Genomic DNA, 15,235 nt, shown 5'->3' with positions numbered 1-15,235 from the left:
AAAAAGCAGCATAAGCCTAATATTGGTTTATGCTGCTAAAGCTATACTATTAAAGCCTATAGGCGCCCCATCGGCTATTGTTATTATAATCTTGTGTATATGCTGTGGCACAATAGCATTTGAAAAATATTACTATGGGTTGGTTATCTTAGCTTGTATCACGTGTTTAAATAATTTATTCTATTTTTTCACGTATAGCTAATAATTTAAAATATCTATTCATATAACTCCCCCAATAGATATAGTTATTAGAATAAATCATATTCTTTCAATTTTTATCCCTATCTTTTCTATCTTTGGTACCAATTTTTCATTAAGGTCTTCTACATGAATATATAGTTTTTTAATAGCACGACTTAACGCTACATAGTACACCCTATGTTCTTCTTTTTTCATGTCAGGACTTAATAAAAAATCCAAATTGTTACTAGCCGATTTGCTTGGGATAGTTAAAAAAACATTATCGAATTCATCTCCTTTTGAACCATGAATAGTTTTATAATTACTTGCGTGATTAGTAACATTAACTTTTGCGGCTACTTCTTTAAAAAGAACCTCTTCATATTTATCTTTGATTTTTCCGCTTGTTATCCGCTGCTTTATTCCATAATGATCGAAAATAAAATTATTATAGAAGTCTTTAAGGCTTTCATTATAGTAGGCGTCATAGTTATTTAAAAATCGTTTTAAGTTAACTAAAATTTCTTTCTCAGTCAGTTGGTTTTTGTTTTTGTACGCTTTATTCATCATTTTAATTGCTTCTGTAAATTCAGATTTTTTAGCAAACTCTATTGCAGATATAATAAAATATATCATCCATCCTCTATTGCCATCATCATACTTCAAATCAAATTCCTTATCGTCAGATAGTTCAAAGCCGTATTCAATAATATCTTTTTCATCGTTTCTATAAGTTAAAATAAAGACGTTATTCTCATCTACTTGATTTTTAACAATTTGATGCGCTTTAGACTGTTCGCCTATTAAAAGTGTGGGTTTTTCCCCAGTGAATTTTTCAGGGTTTTCTTGATAAAGTTCACTTGGTTTTCTCACATGATTTAATACATTTATTATTTCTTCAGTACTTCTTCGGTTAATATTTAAATAATATACATGCATATTGTTTAAAGTAAATTTACTAAAAAGATTTTCATCTGTACCTTGAAAGGAAAAAATCGCCTGGCAAGGATCCCCCACTATTGTAAAAATAGTTTCCTTTTCGCTTAAAATCTTTACTATTTCAGCCTGCAAAGGACTAGTATCTTGAAATTCATCTAAAATAATATATGGAAATTTAGCTCTTATGATTCTTCGAACCCCTTCATTTTCATATAATAAGCGATAGGCAAAATACAGAACATCTTCATGTCCCATTAAGCCTTTTTCCCAGCAAATTTTCTTGTATAAATAATACGAATCTTTTCTTATATGATATGTAGAGCCAACCTTGCCTTGGTATGCTTTGTTGTAACCAAGTTCCAATTCTCCATTATTGAATTTCCAAATAAGCTTGTTTAACGAATTTGCCAAATCTTTTTTGTTTTGACGAAGATGAAGCTGTTGAGAACTTTTCAGGAAATCTTCAAGCATACCATGTGTTAAATAAATATCGTCATGTCCATCAAGCTTTTCGCTTGGAAAATGATCTTCTTTTAGGAAATGGATATATGGCTTCACCACGTACTTATAAAGAAAACTATGAATAGTACTTACTTCTACATTATTCTCCGATTGCTTCAAGCGGCTTCTAATAGATTCCACTCCGATGTTTGTATAGGTGATACAAGCAATTTTTTTTATATTAGTTAGCCTTTTAGAGTTATTTAATATTCTATTAGTATGGTTAACAACAAATCTTGTTTTTCCGGCCCCAGGACCTGCATATAGCTTGCTATGATTATCTATTTGTACATAACTATCACTGTCTTTCAATTTAATGGCTATTGATAAATCCATTCGATCGCCTCTTCAATATATTTTGGTATAACTATATCTTGCTTCTCTATTCTCTCAGAAGATATCACGTAAGTTATTTCTTGCGCAGCTTCTCCCTTACTAATAGAACTCAAATATCTATCCGCAATTAAATTTCTTTTTAATTTATCATCTTCTATAAATATATTTTCTTCCTTCGATCCATTTTTAATTTTTTCTATCTCTTGTTTAATTTCTTTATTTTCGATTAGATTTACCATTTCTTCAAAAGTGACATTTTCATCATAAGCTTCCATTAGTGCTTTGATTTCATTTTTATTAGATAGAGATTCTACTAGTAAACTTTCTGAATTTACATTATGCAAAACTAAATCGTACTCAAAAGTCGAACTTTCTCCGATTTCTTGATTGAATATCTTAATTTTCTCTTCTTTAAATCTTTTTTTACCAAATAGTAAATTATTTGAACATTTTTTGTACTCATACTTTTCCGGTTCAATATCGAGAAATAGTGGCGAACACCTTTTCCACCTTGAATACTTTGTTTTGGCTTTGCGAACTGGGTCAGTATCAGTTATACACGCAACTTTTTTGTTAATAGCGTAAGAACTTTTAACCTCATCAAATAATTTTAAAAAATGATCAAAATACCTACCTCCAATATTGATAATTGAAGTGTGGCTTCCTTCTAAGTCAACATTCATTTTTTCTGAGAATGCTGGTATTACCAGCTGTTCGGCTAGCCCTTCTACTAGTATAAGGTTCTGCGCGAAAAAAATATCGGCCCTAGTTACGTCAATAAATCGCTTAATAAAATTTTTAGATTTTATATCTTCTTCACATTCTTCATTGAATACTTTTCCAGGATAAGCTGCTTGGATATTCCCATCAATTTTTTGTAAAACAATTAAATCATCTAATTCAACAGCCGAAGTAATATTCGGGGAGTGTGAAGTAACAAAAATTTGTTTAACGTTAGAATTCTGGTTGCCTTGTAAAAATTTCAAGAATTTTTTTTGCATATTTGGATGTAAATGAGCTTCTGGTTCTTCAATAGCTAAAATAGAATAGACTTTTGCATTTGAACCTAAATAATCCCCCGAAGAATCTTTTTGCATTTTCGCTAATAATAAAGATATGTATATCAAATTGTTGTACCCAAGACCGTTATGTATCGCTGGTAATTTGACCCCTGTTTCATTTTCTACGACCAGTTTTAACGTAGAATATAATTCTGTATCTAACATTTTTCCGTCAAACGAAGGTTTTGCTCCACCAAAGCTGGCTCCTGTATCCTCTGCATACTTGAGCATATGTTCTTTTCCAACCTGCATTCTTTCCTGTAAAGACTCAATAAGTTTTTGAGCTTCTTGAGAAAAATGATTTTTTTTCTTCGAGATTAAATTAATTTGTTCTTCTTTACTTAAACTTTGATCTGCTTTTATATCATAATCCATAAAGAAATCTATCACTTCTTTTAATAATGCGTTTTTTCCAGTAAACAAATCTCGTTCAACATCTCTTATAGCAGTCAAGAATTGAAAATCAAATTTGTTAATACTTTCTGAATCAACTTGGTTCTTATTTTTAGAATCTCCCACGTATGTTTTTTGAACATATTTTTTCAAATAGTTGTTTTGAAGTTGCTCCCAAAATTTATCATATTCATCAGTATTTAAATTTTTAATACCTTGTTTATACGATTCTAGTTCTTTTTCAGGCAGAAAAAATTCATAAGTAATCTGAGCTTTATATGGTTTTTCTAATTTAGTAAGCCATGTAGAAATAGTAGCCAGCTCTTCTGAAAATTCTTCTTCATTGTCAGATTCTTTTAATTCAGCTGAAATTGTTATTTTTGGAGGAATCTCTTTAAAGTCTTCGATATTAATATTTCTATTAAAATCGTCAATAGTCATTTTATTACTCTTGTTGGTATCGAATAAGATTTGCAAAGCTTTAATAACGCTAGTTTTTCCCGAGTTATTTTGACCAATTATTACATTCGTACCTTCATGAAATTCTATTTCTGTTTTTTTATTGAATGTTCTGAAATTTTCTATGATTAATTTGGATATATACATTTTTGCTAGCTCCGTTCATCATTTTATTAATTTTTATTTTATGATTCCCTTAAAAGTAAATGTTAGCAAAAATTTAAAATTTTTGCTAACAAATTTTGTATCACGGTTTAATTAAATTCAGGCATTGAAAAGCCCTGATGCTGTTTCGCATCAGGGCTCCCGTATAAAAACCTTGTTTTTCATACGAGCTTATAATTTTATACGATCCTTATAGGATTCAATCAACCGTTTGTTTCGCTCATCTGCACCGTCAATATTCCCACTAAGAAATACAGGTGGATCAATGCCTAAGCTGGTAAGCTCCTGGACCGTCTGAGCCATCACAGCTTGGAGAATAGTAGCTCCTACCGCAGTGGAGCTGGGACCAAACGGCACCTCCACCTCCTCCAGTTCCAGCAGAGCGTCTCCCGGGGGAGCGGCGTTGTCGATTACAACATCAGCCACATCAGCCAGCCTATATCCCTGTTCATGCCGGGATGGCTGACTGCTTGAATAGGCGATTGATGTAATTACGACTACTGTGGCTTCAGCTTTTTTTGCTTCCAAAGCAACGTCTACTGGCACAGGATTTCTTCCAGAAGTAGAAATGACAATCACTGTATCTTCCGGTTTGATCGTTTGTTCTTTCATAAACGTTTCTGCATAGTGATTTTTTCTTTCCAGTTCGGAGGAACGCAGAGCACCTTCATGAAGCATTAATGGCTCATGGAGGATAGGCTGAACAGGCACCATTCCTCCTGCACGGTAATACACATCGAGCGTCAGTAAATGGGAGTGTCCGCACCCAAATAATTGAATAATCCCCCCTTGCTGGAGTGATTTAGCCATATGGGCAGCTGCCTGAGTCATCGGCTCGGTTTGCGACTTTTGTACCTGCTCGAGCTGTTGATGGATGCGATTAAAATACGTTTCAATCATTTTTTTTCTCCCTTCCTATTTTCCTGCATTCCTCATAGGCACGGTCCATCATCAATTTCATTTGCTGCAAAGCGTGTTCAATAATGATTTCTCCTTTTTCAGCCGTTGCTTTTGTCGCTTCACCCAGAACTGCCGTTTCGGTGAATACCTCCCAGGGGGTCGGTGTAAAATCTGCTTCGATCGGAATTTGGGGAGGATCGTCGATGGCCCGGCTCATATCAACGTACTCAGGCGCCACGTACCGCATCATGGATGTTTCAATTTCACAGGCGTGAAAATAAGAGTGATGCACCGCCGATTCTTCTACTTCCTTTCGCTTCTGATTAAGTCCTGGATAAAAGAAGTAAAAAACCCGAAGATCCGGAAAACGGTCATATAACACTCTCGCCGCTTCTTTTAAAGCTGTCTGATTTCCCAGGTGCCCGTTTACGATGGCAAAAATACAGAACCCTTGCTGGTAAAGACTTTCACCAATCGAAACAATCGTATTTATCAGCACATCGTTTGTGATGCTAATGGATCCGGGGAACTGCTTCAGGCTCCACACCTGACCGTACGGTAAAAGTGGCAGCTGAAAGCTTTGTGTTTCCTCAGCGAGCCGTTTGGTCAGCCGTTCTGCCAATATATTATCTGTGCCAAGCGGCAGATGGGCCCCGTGGGCTTCTACTGCCCCTACCGGTAATACAGCTGCCGGGCGTTCTTCAATCTTTTCTTTTATTTCTGTAGACCGTGCAAATGCAATTTCCATAGTTGGTTTCCTCCTAATTACCGGTGAAAAGTCATGCACTTGGCTGGATTTTCGACGAAAAACTGATGAATTAAATTTTCGCCATCCAGACCGAGCTGGTCTGCCTCATCGATAAAACGAGGCACCCAGCTTTCTAAAATATAGGCCAGGCCCGGGCCGTAATCGTAGTGTCTGTAATAGGACTTCCTCGCTGTATCCCCGCTAATCAGAATTTGAGAAGCATATCCTTTTTCCACTAGCTTAAAAATACAATGCAGCCTCGTGCTCTCTGGCGCATATTTGATTTTCCCAATGCCATCAAAGCTCAGGAAAGCGCCTGTCTTCGCTACCTGCTCGTGGTAATAAGGATCAGGGTTCCGATCCATATGGCCAAAGCTCACTCTGTCCAGAGGAACGTCTTCTTTTTTCAGCAGCTCAATTTGCTCTAAAGCCATCGTGCCTACTTCAGTATGGGAATGTACAGGCGCCCCCGTTTCATGATGAGCCCGCGCTACTGCACGGATCGTTTTCTCCTCCAGCGGCGTAATACGGTTGTAGCCGGTACCGAATTTCACCTGCCCTGCCCGGTGGCTGGTGTCTTCCAGCCCCTGTTCCACCTCTGCTATTACATGGTTTGTGAGCCCCTGGATAGAGGTATGCTCGATCCAATCACCGTAGCTTCTAAATTCGCCCAGCTTCTTCTGAAGATGGCCGGGAATAGCCGCATCCCATAGAAAGCTTTTATTAAACCCGGCGGTGCCTATAATGTGCATGGAAAGACGTTCAGCAATGTCTGCGACAGCCGCAACGTCTCTGCCATAATCCACAGCGGTGGCATCAACAATGGTTTTGCCGCCAAGGTCTACGAAATCCTGTACATCCAACAGTGATTTTTCTTTATCATCCAACAGCAAATCTGATTCCTTTTTCTCCACCCAATAGGGCGGCCGGCAGACAATATGCTCATGTGCATAAGTAATTTTCATTTCCTCTGGAGATATATCTCCGTGAAGCGTTCGAACGAACGGCATTATTCTTTCACCTTCCTGTTTAGTAGACTATACCAGCATTATTATCCAAAGAATAAATGAGCAAGCCAGTACACGATCGGTCCAAGGATGAACATATCAGAATCTGCAGCCCACATTGCTGTATCCGGAACGGTAGTCGGCAGCAGCATACGCACCATAACGAACTGGCCCCAGGCCACAACAGTAGCCGTTATAAGTCCGCCCATAAATGCTCCTCTGATGCCTCCGGTAATGTTGCCAAATACCCCTGCTGTCGCGCCGTGGAAAAATAAAACGATCATTGTTGGAACAAATATATAACTCACGGTGTTACCGAGAACCGCCAACCAGACGAGGGCTCCCAAAAAGGCTCCAATAAATCCTACGATCACTGCGTTCGGTGCGGAAGGAAAGACAATCGGGTTGTCCAGGGCCGGCTTTGCTCCAGGTACGATTTTGGTCGCTATACCACGGAACGCGGGTACGATTTCCCCGATAAACATTCTGACCCCCGTCAGAACGACAGCAATACCGGCTGCGAACGTAAATGACTGAATAAGGGCGTAAACGATAAAGCTCTGACTTCCAGCCATCGCCTCCAGTTCTTCCGAACCCGGGCTGTTCCGGAGAGTAATGATAATAGCACCAGATACAAACAGAAGGGCCATGGTAAGCGCTGTAATAACGTTGGAATCCCTTAAAAACTCAAGCCCTTTCGGCAATTTAACGTCTTCCGTATTTTGTGAATTCTTACCGACCAGCTTTCCAGCAAGGGCAGATAATAGCCCCACAGAAGCGCTTGTATGCCCAAGAGCTACTTCATTATTACCCATAATCTTTCTCATGAAAGGCTGAACAATAGCCGGCTGCACTGTCCAATAAATCCCAAGAACGATAGATAAAAATGCCACCATGCCGAGCATATTCGCATTTCCGCCAGATGCATGAACAATGATTCCGGCAAATATCGTCGAGGTCCAAAACATCATATGTCCGGTTAAATAAATATATTTTAACGGTGTAAATCGTGCGAGCAATACGTTGATCAAAAAGCCGAACGTCATCGAAAGTGTAACTACGCTGCCAAACTCTGCATTAAACGTTTCCTGCCCCATGTAGTTGGAGATGGAAGCGTAATCTAAACCAAACACTTCTGCCCATAACGGCTCGAATACTTCGAGTGAGCCTGTAATTATACCCGCACCGGCTGTGATGATCAGAAAGCCGATGATCGCTTTGAACGTCCCAGTGATAACCTGATTGGCTCTCTTTTTTTGCAGAAGCAATCCGATTAATACAATTAACCCAATAAGTATAGCTGGCGTACCAAAGAAATTGTCTGCTAACCAAAACACAAATTCCATGCTTAATCCCCCTATGCGTTCACTCTAAATTAAACTTCCATCTGCTCATCAATTGCCTGGCTGATCTCTTTAGGATCAAAATAGTTCTGCACAATTATCAGCTTTGCTTTATGTCCTTCTAAGTTGGGGGCTAATTCCTGGTTGGTAATAATATAATCTGCCTGTACGCCGGATGCAGACGATACATCCATATGCTCTACATCAGCATCAATATTTTTCTGTTCCAGGGCGGTTTCAACATTCATTTTCAAAATCAGGCTTGTACCTTGTCCTAAACCACATACAGTTAAAATTTTCATTTCTTCATCCCGCTCCTTTGAATAATTTTTGTAATATCCTGTACGTTCCGGGCTTCCTTCATCTGTTCTATCGTTGATGGGTCGTTTAAAAGCATCGTTAATTTCTGCAAAATATGAAGATGCTCATCATTCGATGCTGCACTTAGCCCAAATATCAATGTGACAGGATCATTTGTCGAATGACCAAATACAACAGGCTCTTCCAGCTGTACAAAGGAGATAGCGGACTCTAAAGCCCCGTCCTGCGGCCTTGCATGAGGGACAGCAACGCCAGGCGCCAATACAAAGTACGCCCCCTGGGAAATATAGGCCTCCACCATTGCCTGCTTATATGAAGAACTTATTGTTTTTTCCTTTTCCAACAAATCCCCAGCTGCCCTAATGGCCTCTTCTGGTGAAGACACAGGATGCTGTACATTTATCATTTCTTCTGGTAAAAATTTCATTCTATCACCTAATTTATTAATATATGGAAGAGGCTGAGTCCTGCTCTACAGGATGAATTATACTGACTAAAGATTCCTGGTCCCTGACATGGAGTAACGCTTCGCGTTTCCCGGCATCATAGAGTAATTGATTCAGCTCTGCCAGTGCTCTTAAATGGCTATGGTCATCCGGAGAAGCTACCACAATAAGAAGTTTTACTGATTTGCCAATCATGTCTACCGGATTTTCAAGCAATAAGAGGCTAAAGCCCAGCTGATGGACACCTGCATCTGAACTTGCATGCGGCATGGCAATTTCGGGCGCGATTACTACATAGGGCCCCTGCTCCAGTAAATTCTGACGCATGGCCGTGACATACTCTCTGCTGATAATATTATTTTCTAAAAGCGGAGCGGACGCTTCTTCGACAGCCTCCTGCCATGAACCTACTGAAGGAAGCATACGTATATGGCCCGCCGGCAAAACATGTTCTAATGAAGAAATCTGCTTGTTTGTATTTGCCACCCTCACTAATTCGGGCTGCATCCATCCCTGTAATTCACCTGTCAGGCCTTTAGCATCCTGAATCTTTGCATACCTGCCAATGATTTTCATCAGCTGCTTCATCTGCTGCTCCCGGCTGAAGCTTTTCTGCTTCCAGCGTCCGTTAATCTGGTTGAGCAATATTTCTTTATCCCTTTCGCTAAAAACTATCGGTACATGAATGACCGGAATTTCCCGCTCCGGGATCGATATTGTAGAGACAATGTAGTCAACGTCGCTGATATCCATGTCATGGTACTGCCGCAATGATACCGTATCTATAATTTCGATATCCGAAAGCAGGTCACGCAGCTGACTCTCCAGCAGCCTAGAAGTGCCGATGCCGCTGTGGCAGACAATCAGCATTTTCCATTTTTTCACCGGCGCCAGACCTTCCTGCTGCAGCCAGCTTCCAAAATGCATAGCCAGGTAAGCTGTCTCCTCGTCCGGTATCACCTGTCCCAGGAATGTTTCTAAAACGTGCTTGGATTGTTTCGTTAAAATATATACATCATTTAAGTTTTCTCTTACTTTTTCCAGGGCTTTATCCTTCATCTGTATGCCGTAGCGCATCCGGAAGATGGCCGGCTGCAGGTGAATTGAAAGATTGTTGGCCAGGCCTCTTTTGTCTTCGATTTCCACAAGTGCGAATTTTTCGAATTCTCGAATGAAAGAATAAATCGCTGCCAACAGCTCTGACCTTCCAAGCTCTCCCCACATCGATTCAGAAATACGATTCGTGCGTGCACCCAGAAGATGGGCAGTAAAGTAGATGATCTCTTCCTGTGCCGATGTTTCTTCTGGTAACGGAAGCGCCCATAAATGCTGTTTTGATATTTCGTAGAGATGCGTATTCACAATAACTTCCCGTTCGGCCGGGTCAAGCTGTATATGCTTTCCATGCTTAGAACGACGAAGGAAGAAAGCAAAACGTACACTCAGCTGTTCAATAATGTCATCGGTGTATTCTATCCCTGCAGCCTCTTCAATCTGATGAATAACTGTTTCAATATGCTTTACAGCAGAATATTGCAAAAAATTCATCGATTCCCCGAGCCTGGAGAAGAATGAAAAGGAAAAACGTCCTTCCTCTGTAAAATGATAATGCAGCAAATGACTGATCTTACGGCGTTTATCCTTTTCCAAGCCTTTGATGCGATAGCCCTCCGTCAAATCAAAGGATATCGACAACGACCACGCTTTCAGCTCTTCCCGAAGCAGACGGACATCATCTAAAACCGTGTTGCGGCTCACATGGAACAGCTCCTGAAAATCAGCTACCATCCATTTATCCTTTATGCTGCTGATTAAAATAAGGTAAATAACCGATTTTCTTTCCTCGCGTGAATAAATGTATTCCTGCTGATACAGTATCCCGCTCTCTGCAATAGCCCTTTTCATGAACGGCTCGATAAAGTATCCCCTGGATCTTTGATGGCCCAGGCCAGAAAAATGGTTTTCCTTCATCCAGTGACTGATTTTATCCAGGTCCAGATAAATGCTTCGTTCCGAAACCTGAAAAGTCCCTGCCAGGTAAGAAACGGATAATGGCTCCTCCGTTTCCAGCAAATTGCTTAAAATTTCCAAACTCCTTTGATCCAACGCCATAAGACAACCTTCCTTTCGTCGCGACATTTCAGTTGGTTGTTAATAATAATCTTAGCTTTTTTCTTCATAAAGCTTAAGACCAAATGCTTTCAATAGTTTCGTGAAAAGAATTGTTTCGCAGATAAACTTGCAAAGGGGTTCTGTATTTACGTATTATTTTATTACTGCTGAAAAAGTTGCCTTCTACGGATGGCAGGAATTACAGCGAAAACATTGGTACTACTAATAATATTAAAGGAGATGCGTGATGAGAGTATTTCATATTCTGAATCAAATGATGGTAAACAAAGTGGCGGTAGTGATCCGGGGCGACAGCCCGGATCAGGCTGTAAAGACGGCAGATGCCTGCGTGAAAGGCGGCTCTAAAACACTCGAAGTCACTTTTACCGTGCCGGATGCCGACGAGGTGCTGCGCACGCTGGTGCAAAAGTATCCGGATGCCGTTATCGGGGCCGGTACCGTGCTCGACAGCGAAACGGCCCGGCTGGCGATTATCCGGGGCGCATCCTTTATTGTGAGCCCGTCCTTCGATAAAGATGTTGCGAAGCTCTGCAACCGCTATGCGGTGCCGTATCTTCCGGGTATCATGACCGTCCGGGAAGCGACCGAAGCACTCGCCTACGGCGCCCAGGTGGTCAAGCTGTTCCCCGGGGAGATGTACGACCCTTCCTTTATCAAAACGCTTCGCGGACCGCTGCCGCACCTGCAGCTGATGCCAACCGGCGGTGTGGACCTGGATAACGTGCAGGAATGGCTGCAGGCCGGGGCCATCATGATTGGCGCCGGCGGGTCAATTACCGGACCGGCCAAAACCGGTGATTATGAGGAAGTTACCCGCTTTGCGGCTGAATTTCAACGGCTGGCCGAGGAGGCGTAAATTAAAGTATCTCAGTTAATACTTAATATACTAATTGAAGAAAAGCAGTAAATATATAATAGGTTACTAAATGACTACAGCCATGAACTAGTTCCACCTTTGTCATCTTTTAGATCCGCCTGAGACAAGTTTTAGATCCGCTTTGGACACGGAGAGACCCACCTTCTATATAATGAAGAGGCACCTACGGTGCTCATTCGTTTGATATAGGAGGTTTTTTATGGTTAAGTATCGAGAAATACTTCGACTTCATGCCCAGGAAGTCAGCCAACGGGGGATCGCATCCAGTTGTTCAACATCGAGAAACACGATCAGGGAAGTCTTGAAACGGGCGCAGGCGAAGAACTTGTCATGGCCTTTGGAAGCTACGTGGACGGACCATGACCTGCAGGAACTATTGTTTCCAGAAAAACATGCTTCGTCGGATTTTCGAAAAAGGCCCGACTGCGAAGCGATTCATCAGGAACTGGCAAAGCCTGGGGTCAACCTTGCTCTGTTGTGGGATGAATACTGCCTGACCTGCCGGTCCCAAAATGAAATCCCATATAGTTACCGGCAGTTTTGCCGGTTCTATCATGCGTATGCACGTAAAACCAAAGCGACGATGCGCATTAAGCGCAAACCCGGAGAGATACTGGAAGTCGACTGGGTGGGCCAGACAATGACGTTGAACGATCACCTAACGGGAGAGGAAATGCCTGTGTATATTTTTGTCGCCGCCCTGCCATGCTCTCAGTACGCGTATGTAGAAGGTTGCTTATCGATGGATGCTTCCGATTGGATCGCGGCTCATATGCGAGCGTTTACGTTTTTTGGCGGTACTCCCCGCATCATCGTGCCCGATAATCTAAAAACGGGGGTAACGAAAGCCTCCCGATACGAGCCCGTGATTCATGCGAGTTATCAGGAAATGGCGGAACATTATCAAACCACAGTGGTCCCGGCACGTGTTCGGCATCCCAAAGATAAAGCGAGCGCCGAGAGCACCGTGGGACATATTTCCACTTGGATTATCGCTTCGTTGCGAAACCAGACGTTCTTTTCCCTGGCGGAGCTCAATGAGGCTATTCAGGAAAAACGCACGGCTTTTAATGCCAGACCCTTTCAAAAAAAGAAAGGAAGCATGGAGACGGCCTTTCGGGAAGAAGAACAATTCGCTCTTCGGCCCCTCCCAACGACTAAATACGAATTAGCCACTTGGAAAAAAGCTACCGTGCAATACGATTATCATATCTTCATTGAAGAAATGTACTACTCGGTACCTTATGATTACGTCAAGCACCAAGTCGATGTGCGGGTAACATCGACCATCGTAGAAGTGTTTTATCACCATTTCCGTATTGCTTCTCACAAGAAACGGACAGGCCCGACGGGCCAAGTGATCACCATCATGGATCATATGCCCGCGGACCACAAAAAATACATGACGTTCGATGCGGATTACGTATTGAAATGGGGAAACGAAGCGGGGCCAAACAGTTTCACGACCGTACAGCGTATACTTTCTTCCTATCAAGTGGAAAAGCAGGCCCTGCGGGCGTGCCTGGGATTGATCAAACTGGCGGACACCTACTCGGTCGAACGGGTGGAACATGCGTGTCAACGCGTTTTAACGTATACGCCGCGCCCCACCCTGAAAAGTGTTCAAACCGTCCTCAAAACGGGATCCGATAAACAGCCTCTGGCCATGTCCAAAGAAAATGAATCCCAATCACCAACGACGAATCCTTACGGTTTTACACGCGGGCCGGAATATTACGGGAGGAAAACCAAATGACCAACGAAAGCACCCTTTCCAAACTCAATGACATGCGCATGACCGCCATGGCTGAAACCTATATGGACCAGTTACGACACCCCTCCTACCAGGATCTTTCTTTCGAAGACCGATTCGCCCTGCTAGTGGATATGGAATGGACACGCCGACAAAATAATAAGCTGGACCGATTGATGAAAAATGCTGGATTTCGTGACACCCAGGCTTCCATCGAAAATATCGAGTACCATCCGGACCGTCAACTGGATAAAGCGCAGATTCTTCGCTTAGCGACGGGGCGATATATCGAAGAAAAACATAATATTATTTTGAAAGGCGCCTCCGGAAACGGGAAAACGTACCTGGGATGCGCCTTTGGCATTGCTGCCTGCCAACAATTTTACCATGTGCAGTATACGAGGCTGCCGGACCTGTTGGATGAATTAGCGATTGCCCGGGGAGAGGGCACATACCGCAAGGTGATGAAAAAGTATACCAAGCAGGATCTTCTGATCCTGGATGAGTGGCTGCTGACATCGCTGAAAGACAGCGAAGCCAGGGATCTATTAGAAATCGTCGAATCAAGACATCAAAACAGTTCCACCATTTTTTGTTCTCAATTTGATCCTCGGGGATGGCATGAAAAAATCGGAGAAGGGACGCTGGCCGATGCGATTTTAGACCGCATTGTCCATGACTCTTATTCCATTCTCCTTGATGGCGAGCAGTCCATGCGGGAAAGACATGGGATTGCCCAACAATAAAGAAAAAAAGATTCTCTTCATTGTTGCATCGCTTGATGCAATATAATCGAGACATAAAAAGGAAACAGGCATAAATTTTTGCTGCCTGTTTCCTTTTCTTATCTTCGTCGAAGCAATATGGATCTAGTCATGGCAGACGTGGATCTATTTGATGGCAAGGATGGTTCTAAAAAACGGCAAAGCCGGAACTATCTCCTGGCCATAGTCACTAAAACAAAAAAATAGCAACCCTACACTCTAATTAAGAGCGGGTTGCTATTTGAGGTTGGTATGTATTTAGGCTCCAGCGACTCTGCGGCTCAAGCTAAACCAGTCGAGCAGTGTGTTCGTCCGTACGTTTGCTCTTGCCACCAGGAGATGCAGCACAATCAGGTAGATGCGCTCCCACTGGTCAAACCGGTAATCCCAGTCATTGTCGATGTGGGTAACATCCTGCAGCTTTCGCTTCGTCTCCGGGTCCAGGTAGATGCCCCTGCCGTAGATTCGCTGGGTGCGCGTCAGCTTATTTTCCTCGAGCCAGTCGTCAATCTGCTGAAGGTCGTAATAGATGGTGCGCTGTGAGATGCCGAACTGCTTCGTTAACCGGTCCACTTCCACAACCGTGTCCGCCTGCAGCACATAATTTAAGATCGCCGTCCGGCGCTGATCCAGAACGATGATGATTCACCTCCCGCCTCTTTGTTTCAAATTGCAAAATGTATTTGCTCATCACTAGTGAATACCGTTACTATAATACAACCGCCGCAACTATGTAAGGGCTTTCCATGTTTCAAATTTGTAGAATAGGAATTTGCAAAATGATACTATTTTTTATTAATTATTTTCTTAGCAAAAAACCTACACGCAAATTGAGAGCGTAAAATATTTTGTGTAAACGAGCGAACACGAAAAAAGGAAGTCCTTTTCTAGTAGAATGAAGTTAGCCGA

The 15,235-nt window shown here is 42.0% G+C and carries 13 protein-coding genes; 3 read left to right on the top strand and 10 right to left on the bottom strand.

Annotation, left to right across the window (positions count from 1 at the left end):
* Positions 1-258: 258 nt before the first annotated feature.
* From Q0757_RS05710 to Q0757_RS05670, 9 genes are all read right to left on the bottom strand, one after another.
* A complete protein-coding gene (locus tag Q0757_RS05710; RefSeq protein ID WP_298785418.1) occupies positions 259-1,956 on the bottom strand; it encodes a UvrD-helicase domain-containing protein in 1,698 nt (565 codons plus the stop codon).
* A complete protein-coding gene (locus Q0757_RS05705; RefSeq protein WP_298785417.1) occupies positions 1,941-4,016 on the bottom strand; it encodes an ATP-dependent endonuclease in 2,076 nt (691 codons plus the stop codon). The genes Q0757_RS05710 and Q0757_RS05705 overlap by 16 nt, the downstream gene beginning before the upstream one ends.
* 189 nt (positions 4,017-4,205) lie before the next feature.
* Entirely contained in the window at positions 4,206-4,934 is a 729-nt protein-coding gene (locus Q0757_RS05700; protein WP_298785416.1) for an SIS domain-containing protein, read from the bottom strand.
* Complete coding sequence (locus Q0757_RS05695; RefSeq protein ID WP_298785415.1) at positions 4,927-5,682, bottom strand: creatininase family protein; 756 nt, start codon at positions 5,680-5,682, stop codon at positions 4,927-4,929. Before Q0757_RS05695 ends, Q0757_RS05700 begins: the two co-directional genes overlap by 8 nt.
* A gap of 17 nt (positions 5,683-5,699) precedes the next feature.
* Entirely contained in the window at positions 5,700-6,692 is a 993-nt protein-coding gene (locus tag Q0757_RS05690) for a phosphotriesterase (RefSeq protein ID WP_298785413.1), read from the bottom strand.
* 41 nt (positions 6,693-6,733) lie between these two features.
* Positions 6,734-8,035, bottom strand: coding sequence for a PTS ascorbate transporter subunit IIC (locus tag Q0757_RS05685; protein ID WP_298785412.1), 1,302 nt, complete (start codon positions 8,033-8,035; stop codon positions 6,734-6,736).
* 29 nt (positions 8,036-8,064) lie between these two features.
* A complete protein-coding gene (locus Q0757_RS05680) occupies positions 8,065-8,334 on the bottom strand; it encodes a PTS sugar transporter subunit IIB (protein ID WP_298785411.1) in 270 nt (89 codons plus the stop codon).
* The gene (locus Q0757_RS05675) at positions 8,331-8,780 is read right to left on the bottom strand and encodes a PTS sugar transporter subunit IIA (protein WP_298785410.1); all 450 of its coding nucleotides are present in this window, start codon (positions 8,778-8,780) and stop codon (positions 8,331-8,333) included. The genes Q0757_RS05680 and Q0757_RS05675 overlap by 4 nt, the downstream gene beginning before the upstream one ends.
* A 16-nt stretch (positions 8,781-8,796) precedes the next feature.
* Entirely contained in the window at positions 8,797-10,911 is a 2,115-nt protein-coding gene (locus Q0757_RS05670) for a BglG family transcription antiterminator (protein WP_298785409.1), read from the bottom strand.
* A 247-nt stretch (positions 10,912-11,158) separates the two neighbouring features.
* Between Q0757_RS05670 and Q0757_RS05665 the strand changes: the two genes are divergently transcribed.
* The 3 genes from Q0757_RS05665 to istB all read left to right on the top strand — a co-directional run bounded on the left by Q0757_RS05665 (position 11,159) and on the right by istB (position 14,308).
* Positions 11,159-11,788, top strand: coding sequence for a bifunctional 2-keto-4-hydroxyglutarate aldolase/2-keto-3-deoxy-6-phosphogluconate aldolase (locus Q0757_RS05665; RefSeq protein ID WP_298785408.1), 630 nt, complete (start codon positions 11,159-11,161; stop codon positions 11,786-11,788).
* 220 nt (positions 11,789-12,008) lie between these two features.
* Positions 12,009-13,565, top strand: coding sequence for an IS21 family transposase (istA, locus tag Q0757_RS05660; protein WP_298785407.1), 1,557 nt, complete (start codon positions 12,009-12,011; stop codon positions 13,563-13,565).
* Positions 13,562-14,308, top strand: a complete 747-nt coding sequence (gene istB / locus Q0757_RS05655; RefSeq protein ID WP_298785406.1) for an IS21-like element helper ATPase IstB — start codon at positions 13,562-13,564, stop codon at positions 14,306-14,308. Before istA ends, istB begins: the two co-directional genes overlap by 4 nt.
* A 276-nt stretch (positions 14,309-14,584) precedes the next feature.
* Here the strand turns inward: istB and Q0757_RS05650 are convergent, their stop codons facing one another.
* Positions 14,585-14,938: a hypothetical protein gene (locus Q0757_RS05650; RefSeq protein WP_298786137.1), complete on the bottom strand. Its 354-nt coding sequence runs from the start codon at positions 14,936-14,938 to the stop codon at positions 14,585-14,587.
* Between the last annotated feature and the right edge of the window lie 297 nt (positions 14,939-15,235).

Source organism: uncultured Marinococcus sp. (assembly GCF_947493875.1).
Classification (GTDB): Bacteria; Bacillota; Bacilli; order Bacillales; family Marinococcaceae; genus Marinococcus.
Note: the sequence above shows the minus strand (reverse complement) of the source record. Positions and strands in the feature narration are given on the sequence as shown.

Bases quoted from the DNA above. Each gene is read 5' to 3' on its own strand.
- Q0757_RS05710 (WP_298785418.1), bottom strand. From the start codon at position 1,956: ATGGATTTATCAATAGCCATTAAATTGAAAGACAGTGATAGTTATGTA.
- Q0757_RS05705 (WP_298785417.1), bottom strand. From the start codon at position 4,016: ATGTATATATCCAAATTAATCATAGAAAATTTCAGAACATTCAATAAA.
- Q0757_RS05700 (WP_298785416.1), bottom strand. From the start codon at position 4,934: ATGATTGAAACGTATTTTAATCGCATCCATCAACAGCTCGAGCAGGTA.
- Q0757_RS05695 (WP_298785415.1), bottom strand. From the start codon at position 5,682: ATGGAAATTGCATTTGCACGGTCTACAGAAATAAAAGAAAAGATTGAA.
- Q0757_RS05690 (WP_298785413.1), bottom strand. From the start codon at position 6,692: ATGCCGTTCGTTCGAACGCTTCACGGAGATATATCTCCAGAGGAAATG.
- Q0757_RS05685 (WP_298785412.1), bottom strand. From the start codon at position 8,035: ATGGAATTTGTGTTTTGGTTAGCAGACAATTTCTTTGGTACGCCAGCT.
- Q0757_RS05680 (WP_298785411.1), bottom strand. From the start codon at position 8,334: ATGAAAATTTTAACTGTATGTGGTTTAGGACAAGGTACAAGCCTGATT.
- Q0757_RS05675 (WP_298785410.1), bottom strand. From the start codon at position 8,780: ATGAAATTTTTACCAGAAGAAATGATAAATGTACAGCATCCTGTGTCT.
- Q0757_RS05670 (WP_298785409.1), bottom strand. From the start codon at position 10,911: ATGGCGTTGGATCAAAGGAGTTTGGAAATTTTAAGCAATTTGCTGGAA.
- Q0757_RS05665 (WP_298785408.1), top strand. From the start codon at position 11,159: ATGAGAGTATTTCATATTCTGAATCAAATGATGGTAAACAAAGTGGCG.
- istA (WP_298785407.1), top strand. From the start codon at position 12,009: ATGGTTAAGTATCGAGAAATACTTCGACTTCATGCCCAGGAAGTCAGC.
- istB (WP_298785406.1), top strand. From the start codon at position 13,562: ATGACCAACGAAAGCACCCTTTCCAAACTCAATGACATGCGCATGACC.